We start from the raw sequence: 20184 nt of genomic DNA on the forward strand, positions 1-20184 counted from the left end.
ATTCGTTGTTCGCGAGGTGCGGACAACCTTCGGCTGCAGGCGGTAAAGCTGGCAGGGAAGCTGGATCTTTACCGGCGGGAACGCACAAGTCGGCCATTCCGGCCTTAACTTGCAGCCCACCGTTTTTTCCGATGTCTAAGAGGTCCCGGTGGTAGTAACTTCCACCAGCCTCTCTATTTGGAGATTGAAATTCTCCTAAGAAAGAGCATGGACGCTATGTCGACCAATAACAGAACCAAACAACGTCGTTCCGGAGGCCTGAGCCTTCACCTGTACCAGCGCGCCCTCCACCCGGAGCTCTTCAAGATCCTCGGGAGCGAGCAGGTCGTGCGTCGCGCTTACGAAGCCGACATCTGGCTCGTTGAAGGTGGCCATGTCGTTACGTTTGTCGCCGGCAAGACCTCACTCGTCGAAGTCATCGTCACGGGCAACGAACAGCTTCCCGATCGCAACCTGATCCAGGCGCTTCAGTGTCGTGGTGAACGCTACCACGAGACAACGATCGGTCCTAATGTGCGCTACATGATCAGCACCCAGGAAGAGCAGCTGACCCAGACGCTGTACGACGCAACACGCCATGAAATCAGCACTTACGCGGCCAAGCGTGAGCTGATGAGCGCCGAAGGACAGTTCACCGGCGACGCCGGCGGTTACCTCAGCGTTCTCGATATCGAATGCCGCAGCCACGAACTGCTCGTCCAGAGCTTCCACCTGTTTGACGACAACCAGCTGGTCATCAAGACGCAGGCCATCTTCGAAGTCGCCAAAGAGCCGCGACAGAACTGATCGTCGCCGCGCCTGGCCTAGGGCGCAATGGAGCCTGCCGGACCTTAATCACAGACCACCCAGACGCCCCGGATGTCCGTCCGCGGGCGTCTTTGTTTTGACGCCGAGTTTCCTGCGGGCTTGCGTCTGGGGCGGTGCCACCTGCTTACCGGAACGGCGGCGGGCCGCCGCGCGGACCGGCTTCACGGGGTCGCCCGTCGGGCGGTCGATCGCCCGGCGGACGATCATTCCGCTCACGCAATCGCGCCGCCTGCCGCCGGGCTTTATCGGCGGCGGCGGTATCACCCAGCTTCGTCTCCACCTCCACCAGCAACTCATACAGGATCGCCGGCGACTCCCGATGTCGCGGAGGACCCCGGCTTTCCGATTCGGCCCGCTCTATTTGATTGATCACGCGGACCAGCAGTGCCCTGGCTTCGTCGGTCCGGCCCTGAGCCAGCAGTACCGCGGCCGCCCGCGACGCCGGATCACCGAGGGTCACCACAGGAGGCCCAGCCCGACCGCCATCACCGTTGGGCCCGCGGGGCGGACCGACCTCGCCCCTGCGCTCCAGGAGCATCATCGATGCGTTGTACGCCGCAAGTGCCCCCGCGGCGTCATTGGAGGCCTCCAGCAATCGTCCGGTCCGGTAGTGGCACGCCGCCATCGGCATACCGGCACGTTGATCGACCCCTTCCCGTTCGACGTACTGGTTCATCGCGTACGCGATCTGCTTCAGTGCGACAGCGCGGCCTTCAGGATCCCCGGGGATCGCTGAGATCGAACCGATCGATTCCAGCAGGCCAGCCGTCGCACTGGCCCTCAAGGCGTCGTCCGAAGACGGGCCGGCCAGCGCGCGCTCAAACCGCTCGGCGGCTAGTCCGTACGAGCGATCCGCCGACTCCGTCTCCGACATCAGGCGATAGACGTCGGCGACGCGGTGATAGCCCCAGGCGGCTTCGACCTCGAGCGACGGGTCAGTGAGATTCCGCTCCGAGAAGCGATCGTAGAATCGCAGCACACCTTCGAGTACGCCGGCGTTCACGAGGGCACGCATGTCCTTGGCCGGCAGATGGTCCGGCCTGCCGCCGGGCGGCTCGCGCCGGTCCAGGGGCGGTTCGCGGCGTTCGCCGGGCGGACCGCCGCCCATCGGAAGCTCGAGCTGCTGACTGGCGCTGAGCTGGCCGAACAAGTCGGACAGCGCGTCGAGGCACAGCCGGACGTTGTCGTCCGAAATCTTTCTTGCCGTTTCGGCTTCGCCCCGACGGATGGATTCGGCTTTCAGGGCGACGCTCGTCTGCTTGTAGCCGATCCAGCCGACGACCAGTGCCGTCAGGATCGATAACGTCGTCGCCACGAGCAGGGCGGCGACCGCGCGATTACGACGGCTCCATCGCCATGCTCGCTCCCAAGGCGACACCCGGCGGGCGCTGATCGAACGCCCGGCGATGAACGCCCTGAGATCGCGCTCCATCGCGACGGCGGTGGGGTAGCGGTGCGACGGCTCCCGTGCGATCGCCTTGAGAACGATGGTTTCAAGGTCGCGCGGAATGGCCGGATTAATCGACCGAGGCGACGCCGGACTGGCAGTGGAAATCAGGCGGATCAGCTCGGCCGGGCCGGTATCCCGGTACGGCGGCTGCAGCGTGAGCAGCTCGTAGAGCGTGAGGCCGAGGCCATAGATGTCGGACCGGGCGTCCACCTTCTTGTCGATCGCCTCGGGGGCCATGTACTGGAGCGTACCGATGATGTCGCCGGTCCGCGTGACATTGGAATCGTTGCCAACCTTCGCAAGCCCGAAGTCCGCGACCCAGACGATGCCGGCGTCATCCAGGATGAGATTCGCCGGCTTCACATCCCGGTGCAGGACGCCGCGATCGTGTGCGTATTGGAGGGCGTCAGCGACTTGCGCGCCGATGTCGGCGACCCATTTGTAATGCTCCGTCGGGGTCCGCTGCGACAGCGACTGGACTGCGGGCGTCTGGGGTTCTGCGGGATGTCCGGGTTTGGGTCCCGAACTCTTACGCGCTCGGCCGCGGTCCCGCGTCGCGCTGGCCGCCGATGCGAGCGATCGCGTGACCTGGCCGAGCCCCTGTCCGTCGATGCACTGCATGACGTAGTAGTGGATGTCCCCCTGCTGGCCGACGCCGAAGATCGGCACGATGTTGGTGTGATGCAGTCGGGCGGCGGCGCGGGCCTCTTGTTCGAAGCGTGCCAGGCGGGTGGGGTCGAGCACGGCCGACGCCGAGAGAATCTTGATCGCGACGCGTCGCCCGAGGGATTCCTGCACTGCTTCAAAGACGACGCCCATGCCGCCGCGGCCCAATTCACGCACGATTCGGAAGTCGCCGACCCGTTCGAGGGTCGGAGTTATAGCGAGCCCGGATTGTGACCGCCGGGCGACATTCATCCGCTCCATCATCGCGACCGACTGGAGGGCGTTGCGAATCTGCTCGGTGAGTTCGGGGTGTCGGTCGGTGTACTCACTGATGGCGGGCCGCTCGCCACGGCGGTAGCGGGCGGCGAACTCCTCGGCGATGAGGTCGACGGGATGACGCTCGGGCTCTGAAAGTTCGTCGGTCATGGTCTTGCCCACAATGAAACCGAAACGGTCATCCCGAGTCATCACGCGGCAGCTTGGAATGACCGCGGATACCGGTTCTTGTTTCTAAGCCTCAAAGAACCCCGGCAATTTCGCCAGGGCCTCGCGGAGCCGTTCCAATGCACGCACGTAGCGGTTGCTCGCGGCGGCTTTCTGAAGGCCGAGCAGTTCGGCGACCTGATTGTTGTCGAGTTCTTCGAAATGCCGGAGCGTGAGGATTTCCCGGTCAAGCGGAGAGAGGGATTGAATCGCCGCCTCCACCTGCTCGACCATTTCCGCCTGCCGCAACGTCTGGCTGGGCGTATCAAGCCGGGCGACCAGTTCGCGCGCCAGCGAGCCGGGCATGACGCCGCTGAGCGGCTGTGCGTCGATGGCGACCTCCGCGCCGGCCGATCGCATCTTCGCCCCCAGATGCTTGCGGTGCACACCGACGAGGCTCTGGTTAACGACCATTCGAAGCCAGACATAGAACGACATCCCCGGCTTCTCGAAGAAGTGCGGGAATCGCAGCAGCGCATCGATGTAGGCTTCCTGCAGCACGTCCGATGCGCCGACACGGCCGGTGAGCCTCGCGTCGAGCCGCAGATCGACCATCCGCCGCAGCTGCGCCTGATAGTGCGAGAAGAGGCCGGCCAGGGCCGAGCGGTCGCCGCCGCCAAGCCGCTGGAGCAGGGGCAGGAGTTCGTCGGGGACGGATTTGGGCGGTGCTTCGGATTCAGACATCGATGATCACAAGGTAACGTGCGGCGGGTGAACTTGCTCGTTGCCGTTGCGCGCGAAAGAAGCGAACTTCCAAACCGGCGGGATTTCTTTTCGGAGACAGTGTACCGCGCACAATGGCGGGCGTTTAAACATTCAGTCGCCAATTTCGGAAAGGCGATAAGACGCGAGGCCCGACATTGTGCCTGGGTCCGCGGCTGCCCCGCGATTCCGGAGGTTTCGGAATGAATCGCGCCACCCCTCACCTCTTGCCTGCGGAAGTCGGTCTGGCTGTCGGACCGGAACTTGCCAGCCACGTGCTGGCCGGTCCCGATCCGATCGCCGCGCAATCATTTCTTCACGCCCTCTTCCGCTGCACAGCCTGATCGTTTCACCCGCCCGCGGCTCTGTCCATAGGCCGCCCGCCGATTCTTCCGTCCGGTCCGCCCGACGACGTCATGTGGCATTTGCCGCATGGGTCTCCCACCTTGTTTGGAGGAACTACCGTGGAGAAGCTTAACCCGCTCGTTCGTGCCGTTCGTTCGACGTCCATTTTTGAGACGCTCGAGTCCCGCCAGTTGATGTCCGCCGCCGTCCAGTCGATCGACGGCACCGGAAACAACCTGGCCAATGCCTTGTGGGGGAGCACCGGCCAGTCGCTGCTGCGGCTTGCGCCGTCTGCGTACGCGGATGGGATCGCGACGCCGTCGGGCGCATCCCGGCCGTCGGCCCGCGCCGTGAGCAACGCGATCGCCGCTCATGGCGCCGAAGAGATTCCCAGTTCCAATCACCTTTCCGCGTACGCCTATCTCTGGGGACAGTTCATCGATCACGACCTGGACCTGACCAACTCTGCGACGCCGTCGGAGGCGTTCGACGTTGCGGTGCCGACCGGCGACACCTATTTCGATCCGGCCGGTACGGGTAACAAGACCATCGGCCTGACCCGCAGCAAGTACGCCGCCGGCACCGGCGTGACGTCTCCGCGCCAGCAGGTGAACGACATCACCGCGTTCATGGACGGCTCTATGGTCTACGGATCGGACGCCGTCCGCGCTGCCGCGCTGCGGACCGGCACCGGCGGTCTGATGAAGACCAGTGCCGGAGATCTCCTTCCGTTCAACACCATGGGGTTGGAAAACGCCACACTCGGCGGACCGGCGAGTGCATCCTTCGTCGCCGGCGACGTGCGTGCCAACGAAAATGTGGAACTGACGTCGCTACAGACCCTCTGGGTTCGCGAGCACAACCGCATCGCCACATCGATCGCGGCGAAGAACCCTTCGCTGTCGGACGAGCAGATCTACCAGAAGGCCCGGCGAACCGTCATCGCCGAGATTCAGGCCATCACCTACAACGAGTATCTGCCCGCGCTGCTCGGGAAGAACGCGATCAAGGCATACACGGGCTACAAGCCGAAGGTGAATCCCGGCATCAGCAACGAGTTCTCCACCGCCGCGTTCCGGCTCGGCCACAGCATGCTGCCTGACGATGTCGAGTTCCTCGACAACAACGGCAATGAAGTGCGTGACCCGATCGCGTTGGCCAATGCGTTCTTCAACCCGTCTATCGTGCAGGAGACGGGTGTCGATCCGATCCTGAAGTACCTGGCGAGCAGCAATTCGGAAGAGATCGATACCAAGGTTGTCGACGGGCTTCGCAACTTCCTCTTCGGTCAGCCGGGGTCCGGCGGATTTGACCTGGTGTCGCTCAACATTCAGCGCGGCCGGGACCACGGGCTGTCGGACTACAACTCAACCCGTGCCGCACTCGGACTGCCCAAGGTGACGAGCTTTGCCCAGATCACCTCCGACGTGGACGTGCAGAACGCCCTGCAGAGCCTCTACGGATCGGTGGACAGCATCGACCTGTGGGTCGGCGGGCTGGCGGAGAACCATGTGCCGGGCAGCAACCTCGGGCAGACGTTCCAGCGGATCCTGGTAGACCAGTTCACCCGTCTGCGCGATGGCGACCGCTTCTGGTACCAGAACGTGATGAGCCGCGCCGATGCCGACAAGATCAGCCGGACGACGCTCGCGGATGTGATCCGTCGTAACAGCGGCGTGCAGAACATCCAGCCGAACGTATTCGTGTTCGAGGCGTCGATCAGCGGGCGTGTCTGGGAAGACGTCAACGCAGACCACCGGCCCGGTCGCGGCGAGCGAGGCGTCGCCGGTCGAGAAGTCAGCCTTGTCGATGCCGACGGCGCGACGGTGCAAACGGTCGAGACGGATGCCAGCGGGCGCTACCATTTCGGGGATGTCGCACTGGGAAGCTATACCATTCAGCTTCAGAACGTGACCGGCTGGTCGTACGAGACAGTTGCGCCCGCGCCGATCATGGTGACCCGCGGCGGCGATATCGGGCGGGTGGACGTGGCGGCGAGGCAGGCAGGCGTGACGCCTCCCGTGTTGCCGCCGGCACAGGTGCCGCCCCCGATCCAGATTCCACCCCCAACGACGGTTCCACCGACCGTGCCGCAGCAGCCGCCCATGGTTCCGCCCCGTCTGGTACCGGCACCGCTGCAGGCGGCGGAGCCGCCGACTGGCGCTGTGACCGAGATTCCACCGGCTGCGGCATCGAACGAGTCGGCCCCGCCAGAGCGCGAGTCGGCTCGGCCGCCGGTCGGACCGCCGCCGATGGGCGAGGCGACGTTACCGCCTCCACAGGGCCAGACGCCCCCGAAAGAGCCCCCGGCCGGGATGCCGCCGCCTCCAATGGGAGATTCGCTCCCGCCGCCGATGAGCGATGCGCTCGGCACGGATGGAAGAAGTCCGCAGCGTCCGCCGCGACCGGTGCGCTAAGCTCGATGGCTGAGCTGGCAAGTTTGGAATGTAGCGGTGTTGCTGACGAAGACGCCCACGGACTGCTGTCCGTGGGCGTTCTTGTTCGCTGTTCGGCGGGTGCACTGAAAGGGCAATTCAATCCAATCCGGAAAGACACCCGGCAGGTTTGATGGTCACGCTTCGTCCGACGCGGTCGCCTCGATCTCGGATTCCTCCGGAGCGACCTTCTCTTCGATCGCCGCCATGATCGCATCGGTCGGGTTCTGGTCGTAGACGAAGTCGTCGAGCTTGATGCTGCCCTTGACCGCCGGCGCGTTCGGCTGCGAATCAAGTTCGTAGTCGAGGTAGGCGATCCCCTTCTTGTCCCACTTGGACTTGTCGATCTGCCGGATGGCGTCCAGCGGCACCGGCGGATGGCCGGGCACATACAGGACGTCGTCCTTGAGCCGATAGCACCCGCGCGAGTTGTACCGAAGCCACACGATGATCGCGATGCCCAGACCCGGCAGCGAGACTGCGAGCACCTTTTGAAGCCGGATGTCGAGATCGGGGAGCCTGGGCTTTGCCGGCTTCTCGCCCCGGGCGACGGCGGCATCGAAGTCGGCGTTGATCTTGGGATACCCGACCCAGCCGTCGTACCCGAACCACGCCGCACAACCGAACACGATCAATGCCATGATGTACCGCGCTTTGCGGTACCAGGAGCCGGCGTAAGCGACGATCTCTTCGCCTGGTGCGTACTCCCGGCGGGGCGTGGCGGAAGACTCCGATGACGACATGTCGTTAAACTCCTGGTTCCGGGGCGTCTGACCCATCGATCGACCGCATTAACTCATTCAGCGCGTCAACCGCAGCTTCGATCCGCTCGATTCCCTGGCCATATTCGGCCGTCTCACGACGAACGGCCGCCGACTTCAAATCGTCACCGAGCGCCGCCAGATGAGCAACCACCCTGGCGGCGTGCTCACACGCGGCGGGCAGAATCTCGCCCGTGTTTTGGGGAACATCAGGCATCGGGGAAGAATTGTCGGCAAAAACGGCGGGGATGAAAGTGCAGAGTGCCGAGTAGCCTGTTCGAAACTACTCGGCACTCGGCACTTTTACCTCGGCACTGTTTGTCACGATCGCGACGCGATCGCGGCGCTGATCGGCTTGAGAATCTTCTGGGCGACGTGCGTCGTGCAGAGCTCGTCAGCCTTCTCGGTGAGCTTCGCGAACATCGCTTCCAGCGATTCCTTCGGGCGATCGCCCCAGTAGCGGCGGACGATGAGGTAGACACTGATCGCGTCGTCGGAGTAGTCGCCGGTGCGAACCTGGTAGCTGTTGGTCCGTGTGACGACATCGATTCGGGCCTGCAACCGGCAGTCGTCGCTTAGCGCGACGGTGACCGACGGCTGGAAGTCGACGGCCTTGGCGCCCGTCTCTTCGCTGAGGCAGGTGAGCGGGCTTTCGGGGAACAGGCTCTCGGCGACGATCTCGTCGTGATTCCCACTGAACGACAGGTCGAAGCCGAACAGGACGTCGAGGTAGTCGATTTCAATGGGGCTGATGCCCAGGTGATGCGGGGCCATGTCCAGCACAAGCGAATGCAGTTTCAGAGCTTCGTCGAGGCTGGCAGGGTTCACATGGCCGCTGGTGAGCCGCTTCTGTTCGAGGCTCGTCCAGCGGTAGCTCGGGGCGGTACGGTCTTCTTCAAGGCTGAACTCGTTCGGCTCGCCGCTCTTGCGGAAGCGCGTCATCCCCGGGAAGGCCTTGCCGAGGCGCTCGAAGAAATGCAGAACGGTTTCCCGCGTGTGCGGCAGGGCCAGTTGCGACCCGAGGCGCATGTTGACGTAGAAGTCGTCGCAGAATGTTGAGTAGGGTTGCGTCATTCGAAGCGTCTCCCGCGGCCCGCCTGGCGATCCGTTCGCCAAAGCCCTGAAAGTCTCTATCGGCATCCACGCCCGATAAAGTCGAGCGATTCAGTCCCGTATCCTAGAACGTTGGGATCGGGCGGCTGGTTCGGTGGTTCACCAGCAGGCGCGGTCGAAGGCTCAAATTGTGCGCGACACCGGTGAATGCGACAAGGGCTTCCCCGGTGGGAAGCCCTTGTAAATGCGGCTGATTCCTGTCTGCGCCTGAGCTCGATGAGTTCTCGGTGCCACGGGTCGCGGTACTCCGAGACCCGTGCTGGGATATGCGCGTGCGCATGGGTCTCCGGAGTACCGGCGACCCGTGGCACCAAGCAGCTACTTCGAGAACGCCGGGTGCGCCTTGTTCCCGCCGGACTCGACGTACGCCAGCATGTCGAGAATCTCGTCCTTCGTGAGGACATTGATCAGTCCTTCGGGCATCGGCGAGAGCTTGCTCGGGCCGACGGACTTCACGTCTGATTTCTTCACCGTCACCTTGGTGTCGGGCTTCAACGGATCGGGCACGACGACGAGCTTGTCGGCGGTGTCTTCGACGATGCGGCCCCAGACCACGTCGCCGTCTTTCAGCCGTACGTCCATGTTCTGATACTGCTCGGAGATCACCTTCGACGGCAGCACAATGCTTTCCAGGATGTCGCGGCGCTGGAATCGGCTGCTGACGGCAGTGATGTCCGGGCCGGCGGCGCCGCCCTCATTGCCAAACTTGTGGCACGCCAGGCACTGGGCGTCGATAAACGCCTGCTTGCCACGATTGAAGTTCCGGCCCTTGCTCGCGCTGGCGATCGACGACTCCAGGTCCTTCATCTCGTACTGCTTCACCAGCGTGCGCGGCTTGGGCTGGTTCTTTGGCTGCTTCGCGCCGGGCGGCGTGTAGGCGGCGATGACTTCGGCAAACTCCTTGGCCTGCTCGGGCGGGAGGGCCGACGTCACTTCCTTGTGCAGGTTGCCCAGGAACCGTGCGAAGCTGGAACCGTCGCCATACGCGCGGCCGGCTTCATCGAACCAGCGCATCACGTAATCGGGATGGCCGAGCTTGCTGCGGTCGATCGTCCACCAGCTCAGGTACTGTTTCCGCAAGGCCGGCGTCCAGCCGACATTGGCGGCCTTCAAAGCCAGCGTGTAGGCGACCTGTTCCTCCTGGGTCTTGGCCTCGCCCAGCAGTTGTATGGTCTTGGCGACGGCATCGGGCGCTTCCAGTGCGATCAGCGTCTGCGACAGCTCGCGGTTCATCTCCCACTTCGCCGCTGGGTAGCTTGCCGACAGCTCGGCAACGAGCGGCGCGGCGACGGCGGGGGCCGGCTTGCCCTGTCGGGCAACACTCACCTGCAGTACGCGGATGCGTTCAAGCTTCTGAGCGTCGCTCAAGCTTGCCGCCGAGAGCTTGGCAAGGTTCGCGAAAATCGCCGGCTGGTCGCCACGACCGCCCAGGCGTGCCACTGCCAGCAGCGCGGTTAGCGAAGCCTGTGGGTTTGTTTCACCCAATGCCTTCTCTTTCCAGTCGCCCAGCGGCTGCCGTTCAATCGCGATCCTTGCGGCGTAGCGCAGGTAACGGTCGGCGGAACCGAGATGGGCCCATGCCGCGTCGATCGCCTTGGGTTCAGCCTTGGTGTGGAACTGTTCGAGGCCCTTGCGGGCGGCCCGGGCCTCGGCACCAGCGGTGTCGGCCGCGACGGCGGCCGTCGCTTCCTTGCCGGTGTAGCTGACGCGGTACAGGTTGCCCTGGGTGTTGCGGCCGCCGGTGGTGAAGTAAATCGCTCCGTCGGTACCCACGACGATGTCGGTCACATTGTTCGGCGTCTTCTTGCCGGACTTCTCGATCAGGCCCTTGGGGGCGACGAAGTTTTCGAACGATCCCGTATAGCCCGCGCCGGCAGATGTCAGATGGACGGCCATCACGCGGCCGTAGGTCCAGTCGAGGATGTACAGCGCTTTCTGATACTTCGCCGGGAACTTTGCACCCGTGCCGAACTCGACGCCGGTGGGGCAGCCGATGCCAATGTTCAGGGTCGCCGGAAGGCTGTCGGGGTAGTACTCCGGCCACTTGGCGGTGCCTTCGCGGAAGCCGTGGTCGGCGCCGCTGACGGCATGGAATACGCGCGTCGGCCGGTACCAGGGCGTACCCCAGTCCCATTCCATGTCGCTGTCATAGCCGAAGATTTCGCCGTCCGGGCTCATTGCGATGTCGTAGCAGTTACGCTGGCCGGACGCGTAAAGCTGGGCGTCCTTCCCGTCTTTGTCCAATCGGACGACATATCCGCCTGGCGGCTTGCGACCGGCACCGAAGCCGTTGCCGTCTTCCGACCTTGGCAGCACGGTGTCGTCGGCGTAGTTGCGATGGGGAGACGTGGGTTCGACATCGGTCGGCACGTTGACGAAGTTGCCGGCGACGACGTACAGGTGGTCGTCCTTGCCGAGCACAATGCCGTGCGCGCCGTGTTCGCCGGCGCCGCCTTGCCATTCGCGCAGCATCTCGACTGATTCGAAGTTGCCGTCGTCTTCCTTGTCCTTCAGGCGGAACAGGCAGAACTTCTTGCCGTCGGAGCCGTTGACGTAAAGGCTGTCAAACGCCCAGAGGACGCCCATGATTTCCGATACCGGGAGCTTGAGCACTTCCTCTTTGGTGACCTTGCCCGTGTCGTCCAGCGTCAGGCGGGTGAGGGGCTGGTTCCGCTGGCCGCCGAGCAGCAAACGGCCTTTGCCGTCCTTGCCGAGCGAAATCCAGGAGCCGTGCTTTTCTTTGTCGGCCTTCAGAACAAGATCGATCTTGAAGCCGGGGAGGGTGGCCAGATCGTCCACGTCTGCCCGCGCGGCGGCGGGGGCGAAGAGCGATCCGAGGAGAGCGAACGCGGCAAGTTTTGAGCGCATAGTCCTGCTTCGGTTGAGAGTATGAATACCAGAGTTGTAGGAGATACCACGGGGGCCGCGAGAGGTTGAATCCCGCGGCCAGGTGTGTCTGATTAGCGGTCGCACCGCAGGTGCACCTTGAAGGAACAGAAGAAGTGCGCCTTCGGTGCGACCGCTAAGCTTCAAGCCAGGATCGGCTGGATCGCCTTGGCCGGTTCGACACCGGTCAGCTTGGCATCCAGCCCCTGGAACTTGACCGAGAACTGGGTGTGATCGATCCCGCAGAGCTGGAGCATGGTTGCGTGCAGGTCGCGCAGATGGACCACGTTATCGACCGATCGATAGCCGAGGTCATCGGTCGCGCCGTGGGTCACGCCACCTTTGATGCCGCCGCCGGCCATCCACATGGAGTACGCCAGGATGTGGTGGTCTCGGCCGGTGCCCTGACCCATCGGCGTGCGACCGAACTCGCCGCCCCAGATCACGAGGGTGTCGTCGAGCATGCCGCGCTGCTTGAGGTCCTGTACCAGGGCGGCACAGGCCTGATCGGTCTCTTTCGCGGAGATGGGCATGTCTCGTTCGAGGTTGCCGTGGTGATCCCAGCCGCGGTGGTAAAGTTGGATGAACCGCACGCCCCGCTCGGCCAGCCGCCGGGCGAGCAGGCAGTTGCTGGCAAACGTGCCGTCGCCGGCTTGCTTGACGCCGTATTGATCAAGGACGTGCTTGGGTTCGTTCGCGAAGTCGGTCAACTCGGGAATCGACGTCTGCATCTTGAACGCCATCTCATACTGGCTGATGCGGGTCTGGATCTCGGGGTCGTAGCGTTCCTCGGCGAGCATGCCGTTGAGCTTTCTGATCTCGTCAACCATTGCTTTCTGAGCGCTGGCCGGCACGCCCGGCGGATTGCCGACGTAATGGACCAGGTCGCCGCGGGACTGAAACTGAATCCCCTGGAAGCGGCTCGGGAGGAAACCCGCCGACCATTGCCGCGCCGAAACCGGCTGAATGCCGCCGCCCTTGGTCTGCGACATGAGCACGACGAAGCCCGGCAGGCTTTCGGTCTCAGAGCCCAGCCCGTAGAGCAGCCAGGAGCCCATGCTCGGCCGGCCCTTCAGGATGGAGCCCGAGTTCATGAACGCCTGGGCCGGGTCATGGTTGATCTGTTCGGTCACCATCGAGCGGACGATGGCAATCTCGTCGGCGATCCCGGCGATGTTGGGGAATAGCGAAGAGATCTCCTGTCCGCTCTTGCCGTGTTTATCGAACTTACAGAAGGGGCCACGGGCGATCAGCGGGGTGTTCTGCAACTGCGCCAGTTGTTGCCCCTTGGTGAAGCTCTCGGGCATCGGCTTGCCGTTTAGCTCGGCAAGCTTCGGCTTGTAGTCGAAGCTCTCCAGGTGCGACGGCCCGCCGGCCATGCACAGGTGAATGACACGCTTGGCCTTGACTGGAAAGTGCGCCGTGCGAATGACGCCAGGCCACTTGCCGCTCTGAGCGCCGGGCAGCGGCGGGGCGGTCATGGCGCGGACGAGGTCGGGGTTCAGAAGCCCGCTCAGCGCGACCGCACCCAGACCCAGCCCGGATCGGCGGAGGAATGTGCGGCGATGGATCTCGGTGGGGATGTCGATATCGAATGACATAACTACTCGTTTCGTCGCAGGGCGGGCATTGCCCGCCGAACAGGGCGTCCACGTGTGAGGCGGCTTCAATCGACCCGTCACGGTCATTCCGGCGGGCAGTGCCCGCCCTACAGAACGTCAATACCGCGTGATCATCTCATGCAGGTTCAGCACCACACGGCAGGTGTTGGTCCATGCCGCCAGTTCGACGGCGTCGCCGCTCGTCGGTGCGTTGCCGACGGCGAGCAGCTTCGCGGCTTCCTCGGGCGATGCCTTGTAGATCTCGCGCTGAGCGCCCAGCAACTTCAGCAGCGAAGCCTTCTCCGCATCCTTCGGCGACCGCGCGAGTGCCCGCTGGTACAGACGATCCACCTTGTCGCCATCCGTGCCGCCGGCCGCAATCAGGTTCTGCGCCAGCACGCGGCTGGCTTCGACGAACTGCGGATCGTTCAGCAGCGTCAGCCCCTGCTGCGGCGTATTGCTGACCACGCGCGTACAGGCGCTGTCCTCTCGGCTGGGTGCATCGAAGTTCGCCAGCATCGGGTGCAGGAACGTCCGCTGCCAGTGCATGTAAACGCCCCGGCGGTACTGTCGATCGTCGGCGTCGGCGGCGTAAACGCGACTGGGGAACTGGATCGCCGCGTAGTATCCCTCCGGCTGGTAAGGCTTCACGCTCGGCCCGCCGATGTCGGCCAGATTCAAGAGCCCGGCGGCAAAGAGCGCGTTGTCGCGAACGAACTCCGCTTCCAGACGGACCGGCGACTGTGCCGATAGCCAGCGGTTGGCCGGATCGACATCCCGCAGTGCCGGGCGAAGTTCCGACTTCTGCCGGTAGGTGCTGCTGGTGACGATCAGCCGGACGACGTGCTTGACGTCCCACGGCTTGGCCCCACCAAGTTTCGGCTCCCGGAACTCCAGAGCGAGCCAGTCGAGCAGTTCGGGGTGCGACGGCCACTCACCCTGCAGCCCAAGATCCTCAATACTGGCGCACAGCCCGGTGCCGAAGTACAGCTTCCAGAACCGGTTGACGACCGTGCGGGCGGTCAGCGGGTTTTTGTCAGACACGATCCAATTCGCAAGGTCCAGCCGGTTTTGCGTTCGCGTTTCGGTTCCAGGCAAGGCCGAGAGGAAGTGCGGCGTCTTTGGAGCGACCACTTCGCCGGTTTCGTCCTGCCAGTTCCCGCGGGGAAGGACGCGCGTCGTGATCGGCTGTTGGGAGACGGTCACCTGCATCCAGGCCTTGCCGTCGCGGCATTCGAGGATCTCGCGTTGCAGCAACTTGTAACGGGCAAACGCGTCGGGATTGGCGGCGGTGCTGATGAGCCACGCCACCCGGGCGGTATCCAACAGGCTTGCACTCTTGCCGGCGGCGGGGCCGGCAAACGCGGCGATCAATGAGGCATCGGCGACCTTCATCGGGTCCCATGCCGCTAGCGGCGACACGGACACCCGCACGGGCACGGCCGTGTCGCCGGCAATAGAGATCACCAGCGTCTCGCCTGCCGCCAATTTCAACGGCGGATCGAGCAGCCAGACGGATGTCTGCGTCTGCTTGAGGTGCGCCGCGGACAACTTCCATCCGTCCTTGACGCCGATCAGTTCTGCGGTGCTGGCGTAGCGTGGCTCCTTGAGGTCGGCGTCGGCGTGGTAGACGCCCGCCTTCCGCAACGCGCCCTTGGCTGGTTTGATCGCCGCCGACAGCCGGATGCCCTGGCGCTGCGAGCCGTTGTTGAGCGCTCCAACCACCAGATCGCCGGCGGCTTCGAGCCGAACGGAAGCGATCCAACCCGGCGACGGCTTGAACGACAGGTCATTGGTCTTGCCCGCCCCCGGCGGCTTGAGCGTGGCAAACCCGCCCGGCAGCGATGCCGGCTTGGCCGGGTTTGCGGTCGCCGCACCGGCCGGTTTGGTCGCCGGCTTGGTGGCAGGCTTGGCCGGTTCGGGCAGGGCGGCCAGGGCCTCCCATCCGCCGGGGTTCTTCTTCAGAAACTCCGATACCGAGCCGGTCCACGCCTCGAATGCCTCAGACAGCGAATTGTCCTTCGACAGTTGATCGAACACGGCGACCATTTCGCTGCTTAGGTTTTTTGCCAGGCGATCCTGGCGGGCCTTCAGGTACGGGCTGTCGACGCGAATTTCCGGCGGGAACGGGTGATCGTTGCTCCAGCCTTTGAGGTCTTCATTCGGCGTGTACTTGTAGTCGCTGTAAACGCCCCATTGCCGAATGTCGGCGAAATAGGCGGACATCGAATAGAAGTCCTTCGCCGAGATCGGATCGAACTTGTGGTCGTGGCATTCGGCGCAACCGAACGTGCTGCCGAGCCAGGCCAGGCCGACAGTGCGGACGCGGTCGGCCTGGTACTTGGTGATGTACTCCTTCGCCTGGGCGCCGCCTTCGCGGGTCATCATGTTCAAGCGGTTGAACCCGCTGGCGACCAATTGCTCTGTCGAAGGATTTGGCAGCAGATCGCCGGCGATCTGCTCCCGCGTGAACTGGTCGAACGGCTTGTTGCTGTTGAACGCGTTGATGACGTAGTCGCGAAACGGGAAGACATTGGCGTTCTGATCGCCGTGAAAGCCGACGGTATCGGCGTATCGAACGGCGTCGAGCCAGGGCGCGGTCATCCGCTCGCCAAAATGCGGCGATGCCAGGAGCCGCTCGACCTGCCGCTCGTAGGCGTCGGGTCGTTCGTCGGCGACAAACGCTTCTACCTCGGCCGGGGTCGGCGGAAGGCCGGTCAGATCGAGCGACAGCCGACGGAGCAGCACCCGCTTGTCGGCCTCCGGCGACGGCGACAGCTTCTTGCCTTCCAGATTGGCCAGAATGAATGCGTCGATTGGGTTGCGCACCCACTTGGCGTCCTTGACGGCTGGTGCTTCCCAACGCACCAGCGGCACGTACGCCCAGTGTGGCTGGTATTCGGCGCCCTCGGCGATCCACCGTTTGAGCAGGTCTTTCTGCTTTGCCGAGAGCTTCTTGTGCGCTTCCGGCGGTGGCATGATCTCGTCGGGGTCTTCCGTGAGGATTCGCGCGATCAGCTCGCTCGCCTCGGGCTTGCCCGGCACGATCGCCTTGCGGGTGATCGCCGCGTCGCGGTCATTCAATAGCAGCTTGCCCTTGATGTGGTTCTTGTCGTTGCCGTGACAGTGGTAACAGTTGTCCGAAAGGATCGGACGAATATCACGGTTGAAAAGGATCTTACCGTCGTCGGCGAGCGCCGATGAGGTGAGCAGTGCCGTAACCACGACTGAGAGACAGGATTTAAGCATGACGGTCCGTCGCAAAAGGCGAGGCGTTTGTCCACTTCCCCGCCTCAGGGAAGAGGAAGGCAATTTGATTACACCAAAGGGTAAACCGCAATATTCTTTTGCACACTTATAGGTGCATTCAAGTCCAAAGCCGAACGCTACATACATCGCGAGGTTTCCATGTCCACGGCCAAGCCCGCAAGTCTTCGTCATCTCTGGACGAGAGTTCCGCTCGCAATGGTTCTACTGCTGGTTTCCACAACGGTTCATGCGGGCTCAGCACCCGAAGGATCGGCCGCGCGTTCGTTGCCCGAAGACCAGAAAATCCTGCACGCCCTGAACCGCCTGGGGTTCGGTGCCCGGCCGGGGGACGTGGAACGGGTCAGGGCGATGGGCCTGGATGATTACATCCGCCAGCAACTCGATCCCACGAAGATCGACGACAAGGCCTGCGAAAAAGCCGTGGAACCGCTCGATACGCTCAAGATGTCGTCCGAGCATTTTATGGGGCAGTTCTTCGAGGACATCAAGTTTTTCCTGCAGATGCAGATGGCCTCCGGCAACGCCGACGACATGAAGATGCGTTTTGGCGTCGATCTGCCGAACGACAAGAAGGCACTCAGCAAGGACAACCCCTATCAGCAGAACGGACTGCCCAACCTCGGTGCCCTCGCCAAGCGAGATTCCATCCGCTGCATGGCCGAACTTCAGCAGGCGAAGCTGATGCGGGCGGCCTTGTCGGAGCGACAGTTGCAGGAGGTAATGGTCGACTTCTGGTCGAACCACTTCAACGTCGATATGCGCAAGAACGCCTGCCGGGCGCTGATCGTCGCGCACGACCGCGACGTCATCCGTACGAATGCCCTGGGGAAGTTTCACGACCTGTTGTCGGCCGTCGCGCACAGCCCGGCGATGCTGGCGTACCTTGACAACAATGAGAACTCCGTCGCCCGCGAACGCGGGGCGATCGAGACCAAGCTCATTGAGTGGTACGTCAGCTACAAGTTCGGCTACAGCGTCAAAGGGCAGATCTCCAATAAGGAGGGCCCGAACGAAAACTACGGCCGCGAGCTCTTGGAACTGCACACCCTCGGTGTGGACGGCGGCTATACCCAGAAAGACGTCCAGGAAGTCGCCCGCTGTTTTAGCGGGTGGTCTTACTCCGGCATGGGGGGCAAGTTCGAGTTCAACAAGAACCGTCACGACCAGGGAGAGAAGACCGTCCTCGGCGTCAGGCTCCCCAAGGATCACGGCATCAAGGACGGCGAAGATGTTCTGAAGCTATTGAGCAGGCACCCATCGACCGCGAAGTTTATCAGCCGAAAGTTGTGCCAGCGTTTCGTTTCCGACGAACCGCCGACGGAGTTGGTCGAACGCGTTGCAAAAGTTTTTACCGGGACCGGCGGCGACATCCGCAAGGTGATTGAATCGATCGTGAACAGCGACGCGTTCTACGCGCCGACCGCCGTCCGATCGAAGATCAAATCGCCCTTCGAGTATGCGGTGTCGGCGGTGCGAGCGACGGGAGGTGAGTTCACCGGCCGCGGGTGGGGCATGTTCGGCAAGTTGAGCTATATCGAAGAAGGCGGAGCACTCCTGGGCAACGACCCCAAGCTGTCGAAAGAGAAAAAGAAGTCGTTGAACTGGCACGTCCACGACATGGGCCAACCGTTGCTCGCGTTCGCGGCACCGACGGGCTATCCGGAATTGTCGAGCAAGTGGGTGAGCCCCAGTGCCCTGATCGACCGACTGAACTTTGCCGTCGCGCTGACGGAGTCGGACATGAAGGACATCAAGGTGGACGTGAGTCGGCTACTGGGGAAAAAGGTGGACGCCGACAATGCCGAGGCGGTGATCGAGCGCTTGGCGGCAACGCTCCTGCACCAGCCCCTGAGCGATGCCACCAAAGCGACGCTGCTGCGATCGCTGGATGTGAAGGAGGGCAGGACGATCGACATCAAGAAGGCCGCAGGACTGATTCTGGGGTCGCCGGAGTTTCAGCGGCGGTGACAATCAGTGGCATGGGCGTCTCGTCCATGACTTTCATCGGTTGCGAGATCAAAGAGAACACGTGCCTGTCGCCAATTCACGCACGCCACGAGGTTATCGCCATGAACCTGTCCCGCCGAATCTTCGTTCGTAATGGCCTTGTCACGCTCGCGGCTTTGGGCAGCGGGGCGATGCTGGAGCCAGGATTCCTGGCGAACGCTGCCCTGGCGGCCGAGTCGTCGGCCAAGCCGCGGCGCAAGGTGCTGGTGTGCGTCTTCCAGCGTGGCGCGGCAGACGGCCTGTCGATGGTCGCACCGCACGGAGACCCGTTCTACTACAAGCTCCGCCAGGAGATTGCCGTTCCGCGACCCAGGAAGGGTGATACCTCGGCGGCGATCGACCTGGACGGGTTCTTCGGCCTGCACCCGCGTCTCGACGCGCTCGCCCCCCTCTACCAGCGCGGCGAACTGGCCGTCATCCACGCCTGCGGATCGCCGAGCAACTCTCGGTCGCATTTTGACATGCAGGACTTCATGGAGTCCGGCGTCGCCGATGACAAGAGCGTGAGCAGCGGTTGGGCGAATCGCGCGTTGTCTGAGCGGCCCGCGGCAAGCAAACCCACGCCGTTTCGCGCCGTCGCGATGAGCGCCTCGATCCCGCGCACGCTCCAGGGCGATCTGGACGTGATGGCGATCCGCGATCTCGACAGCTTCGGCGTCCGAGGTTCCCCCGGCGTGGTCGGTTCACCGACCATGAACGAAGGCGCCACGAAGACGAAAGAGATGAACGGGTTCGAAGGGCTTTACTCCAACGCAGTCGACCAGACCCTCAGCGGCGCGGGCAGGGAATCGTTCGATGCGATCGCGCTGCTGAAGAAGGCGAACCCCACGCAATACAAGCCGGCCAAGGGCATCGACTACCCCAAGACGTCGCTGGGGCAGTCGCTGCTGCAGGTGGCCCAGCTGATCAAGGCCGATGTCGGCGTGGAGATCGCATTCGTCCAGGACGAAGGTTGGGACACGCACGCCAACCAGGGCGGACCTTACGGCCAAATCGGTAACAAGCTTCTCGATTTCGGCCGTGCGCTCGCGACGTTCAACGCCGATCTCGGCGACCGGATGGCCGACGTCATGGTGCTGAGCATGACCGAGTTTGGCCGGGCCGTCCGCCAGAACGGGAACCGAGGTACCGACCATGGCCACGCGAGTTGTTTCTTCGCGATCGGCGGCGGTGTGAAGGGCGGGAAGGTCTACGCCGACTGGCCGACCCTCGCCCCCGAAAAGTTGTTCGAAGAGCGCGATCTGGCCGTCACGACGGATTTCCGGAATGTCTTCGCCGAGGTATGTGTGAATCACCTCGGTGTGAAGTCGGACGCGATTCCGAAGGTGTTGCCGAAGTTCAAGTGGGATGCTGCGCGAGGGGTTGGGTTCACGAAGTTGTAGGGTCCGCCTTGGCGGACGCCTGTGTTGTTCGCTGCCGTCGCGTCCGCCAAGGCAAACCCTACAAGATCACGCGTCTGGCGGGTCCTGCGGTTTCTCGCGCGGAGGCCGTGCCCTTTCGTACCACCCGGGGACGATGCTGATAGCAATGACCGCTAGCGACGCAGAGATGACGAGCGCAAGCCACCATGGGGAACGTTCCGTGGTCCACCATCCTGCCAGCGAACCTAAGGCGACTGCTCCGTTGACAACGATCAGGCAGAGTGCGAGCCAGTAGAT

The 20184-nt window shown here is 63.4% G+C and carries 13 protein-coding genes; 5 read left to right on the forward strand and 8 right to left on the reverse strand.

Annotation, left to right across the window (positions count from 1 at the left end; genetic code table 11):
* The first annotated feature begins 216 nt into the window (after positions 1-216).
* A complete protein-coding gene (locus IPV69_RS01630) occupies positions 217-786 on the forward strand; it encodes a DUF2617 family protein (RefSeq protein ID WP_206293169.1) in 570 nt (189 codons plus the stop codon).
* 145 nt (positions 787-931) lie between these two features.
* Here IPV69_RS01630 and IPV69_RS01635 read toward each other — a convergent pair whose 3' ends face one another.
* Both IPV69_RS01635 and IPV69_RS01640 read right to left on the reverse strand, forming a co-directional pair.
* Positions 932-3349: a serine/threonine-protein kinase gene (locus IPV69_RS01635; RefSeq protein ID WP_206293170.1), complete on the reverse strand. Its 2418-nt coding sequence runs from the start codon at positions 3347-3349 to the stop codon at positions 932-934.
* 84 nt (positions 3350-3433) lie between these two features.
* Positions 3434-4090 (reverse strand): sigma-70 family RNA polymerase sigma factor, encoded by a 657-nt coding sequence (locus IPV69_RS01640; RefSeq protein WP_206293171.1) that lies wholly within the window; start codon positions 4088-4090, stop codon positions 3434-3436.
* A gap of 221 nt (positions 4091-4311) precedes the next feature.
* Between IPV69_RS01640 and IPV69_RS01645 the strand changes: the two genes are divergently transcribed.
* Positions 4312-4452, forward strand: a complete 141-nt coding sequence (locus IPV69_RS01645) for a hypothetical protein (protein WP_206293172.1) — start codon at positions 4312-4314, stop codon at positions 4450-4452.
* 120 nt (positions 4453-4572) lie between these two features.
* The gene (locus IPV69_RS01650) at positions 4573-6870 is read left to right on the forward strand and encodes a peroxidase family protein (protein WP_206293173.1); all 2298 of its coding nucleotides are present in this window, start codon (positions 4573-4575) and stop codon (positions 6868-6870) included.
* 155 nt (positions 6871-7025) lie between these two features.
* Here the strand turns inward: IPV69_RS01650 and IPV69_RS01655 are convergent, their stop codons facing one another.
* The 6 genes from IPV69_RS01655 to IPV69_RS01680 form a co-directional block, all read right to left on the reverse strand.
* Positions 7026-7631, reverse strand: coding sequence for a hypothetical protein (locus tag IPV69_RS01655; RefSeq protein ID WP_206293174.1), 606 nt, complete (start codon positions 7629-7631; stop codon positions 7026-7028).
* A gap of 4 nt (positions 7632-7635) precedes the next feature.
* Positions 7636-7866 (reverse strand): hypothetical protein, encoded by a 231-nt coding sequence (locus IPV69_RS01660; protein WP_206293175.1) that lies wholly within the window; start codon positions 7864-7866, stop codon positions 7636-7638.
* 104 nt (positions 7867-7970) lie between these two features.
* On the reverse strand, positions 7971-8723 hold the full coding sequence (locus tag IPV69_RS01665) for a hypothetical protein (protein ID WP_206293176.1): 753 nt from the start codon (positions 8721-8723) through the stop codon (positions 7971-7973).
* Positions 8724-9080: 357 nt separating this feature from the next.
* On the reverse strand, positions 9081-11630 hold the full coding sequence (locus IPV69_RS01670) for a c-type cytochrome (RefSeq protein ID WP_206293177.1): 2550 nt from the start codon (positions 11628-11630) through the stop codon (positions 9081-9083).
* 161 nt (positions 11631-11791) lie between these two features.
* Positions 11792-13249: a DUF1501 domain-containing protein gene (locus IPV69_RS01675; protein WP_206293178.1), complete on the reverse strand. Its 1458-nt coding sequence runs from the start codon at positions 13247-13249 to the stop codon at positions 11792-11794.
* Positions 13250-13366: 117 nt separating this feature from the next.
* Positions 13367-16498: a PSD1 and planctomycete cytochrome C domain-containing protein gene (locus IPV69_RS01680; RefSeq protein ID WP_206293179.1), complete on the reverse strand. Its 3132-nt coding sequence runs from the start codon at positions 16496-16498 to the stop codon at positions 13367-13369.
* A gap of 159 nt (positions 16499-16657) precedes the next feature.
* Between IPV69_RS01680 and IPV69_RS01685 the strand changes: the two genes are divergently transcribed.
* Both IPV69_RS01685 and IPV69_RS01690 read left to right on the forward strand, forming a co-directional pair.
* Positions 16658-18487: a DUF1800 domain-containing protein gene (locus IPV69_RS01685; protein ID WP_206293180.1), complete on the forward strand. Its 1830-nt coding sequence runs from the start codon at positions 16658-16660 to the stop codon at positions 18485-18487.
* Between the two features lie 101 nt (positions 18488-18588).
* A complete protein-coding gene (locus IPV69_RS01690) occupies positions 18589-19908 on the forward strand; it encodes a DUF1501 domain-containing protein (protein ID WP_206293181.1) in 1320 nt (439 codons plus the stop codon).
* Positions 19909-20184: the final 276 nt, after the last annotated feature.

Source organism: Humisphaera borealis (assembly GCF_015169395.1).
GTDB lineage: Bacteria > Planctomycetota > Phycisphaerae > Tepidisphaerales > Tepidisphaeraceae > Humisphaera > Humisphaera borealis.

Coding starts and splice junctions, on each gene's coding strand:
- IPV69_RS01640 (WP_206293171.1), bottom strand. CDS start 4,090: ATGTCTGAATCCGAAGCACCGCCCAAATCCGTCCCCGACGAACTCCTG.
- IPV69_RS01675 (WP_206293178.1), bottom strand. CDS start 13,249: ATGTCATTCGATATCGACATCCCCACCGAGATCCATCGCCGCACATTC.
- IPV69_RS01660 (WP_206293175.1), bottom strand. CDS start 7,866: ATGCCTGATGTTCCCCAAAACACGGGCGAGATTCTGCCCGCCGCGTGT.
- IPV69_RS01635 (WP_206293170.1), bottom strand. CDS start 3,349: ATGACCGACGAACTTTCAGAGCCCGAGCGTCATCCCGTCGACCTCATC.
- IPV69_RS01670 (WP_206293177.1), bottom strand. CDS start 11,630: ATGCGCTCAAAACTTGCCGCGTTCGCTCTCCTCGGATCGCTCTTCGCC.
- IPV69_RS01685 (WP_206293180.1), top strand. CDS start 16,658: ATGTCCACGGCCAAGCCCGCAAGTCTTCGTCATCTCTGGACGAGAGTT.
- IPV69_RS01665 (WP_206293176.1), bottom strand. CDS start 8,723: ATGACGCAACCCTACTCAACATTCTGCGACGACTTCTACGTCAACATG.
- IPV69_RS01690 (WP_206293181.1), top strand. CDS start 18,589: ATGAACCTGTCCCGCCGAATCTTCGTTCGTAATGGCCTTGTCACGCTC.
- IPV69_RS01680 (WP_206293179.1), bottom strand. CDS start 16,498: ATGCTTAAATCCTGTCTCTCAGTCGTGGTTACGGCACTGCTCACCTCA.
- IPV69_RS01655 (WP_206293174.1), bottom strand. CDS start 7,631: ATGTCGTCATCGGAGTCTTCCGCCACGCCCCGCCGGGAGTACGCACCA.
- IPV69_RS01645 (WP_206293172.1), top strand. CDS start 4,312: ATGAATCGCGCCACCCCTCACCTCTTGCCTGCGGAAGTCGGTCTGGCT.
- IPV69_RS01630 (WP_206293169.1), top strand. CDS start 217: ATGTCGACCAATAACAGAACCAAACAACGTCGTTCCGGAGGCCTGAGC.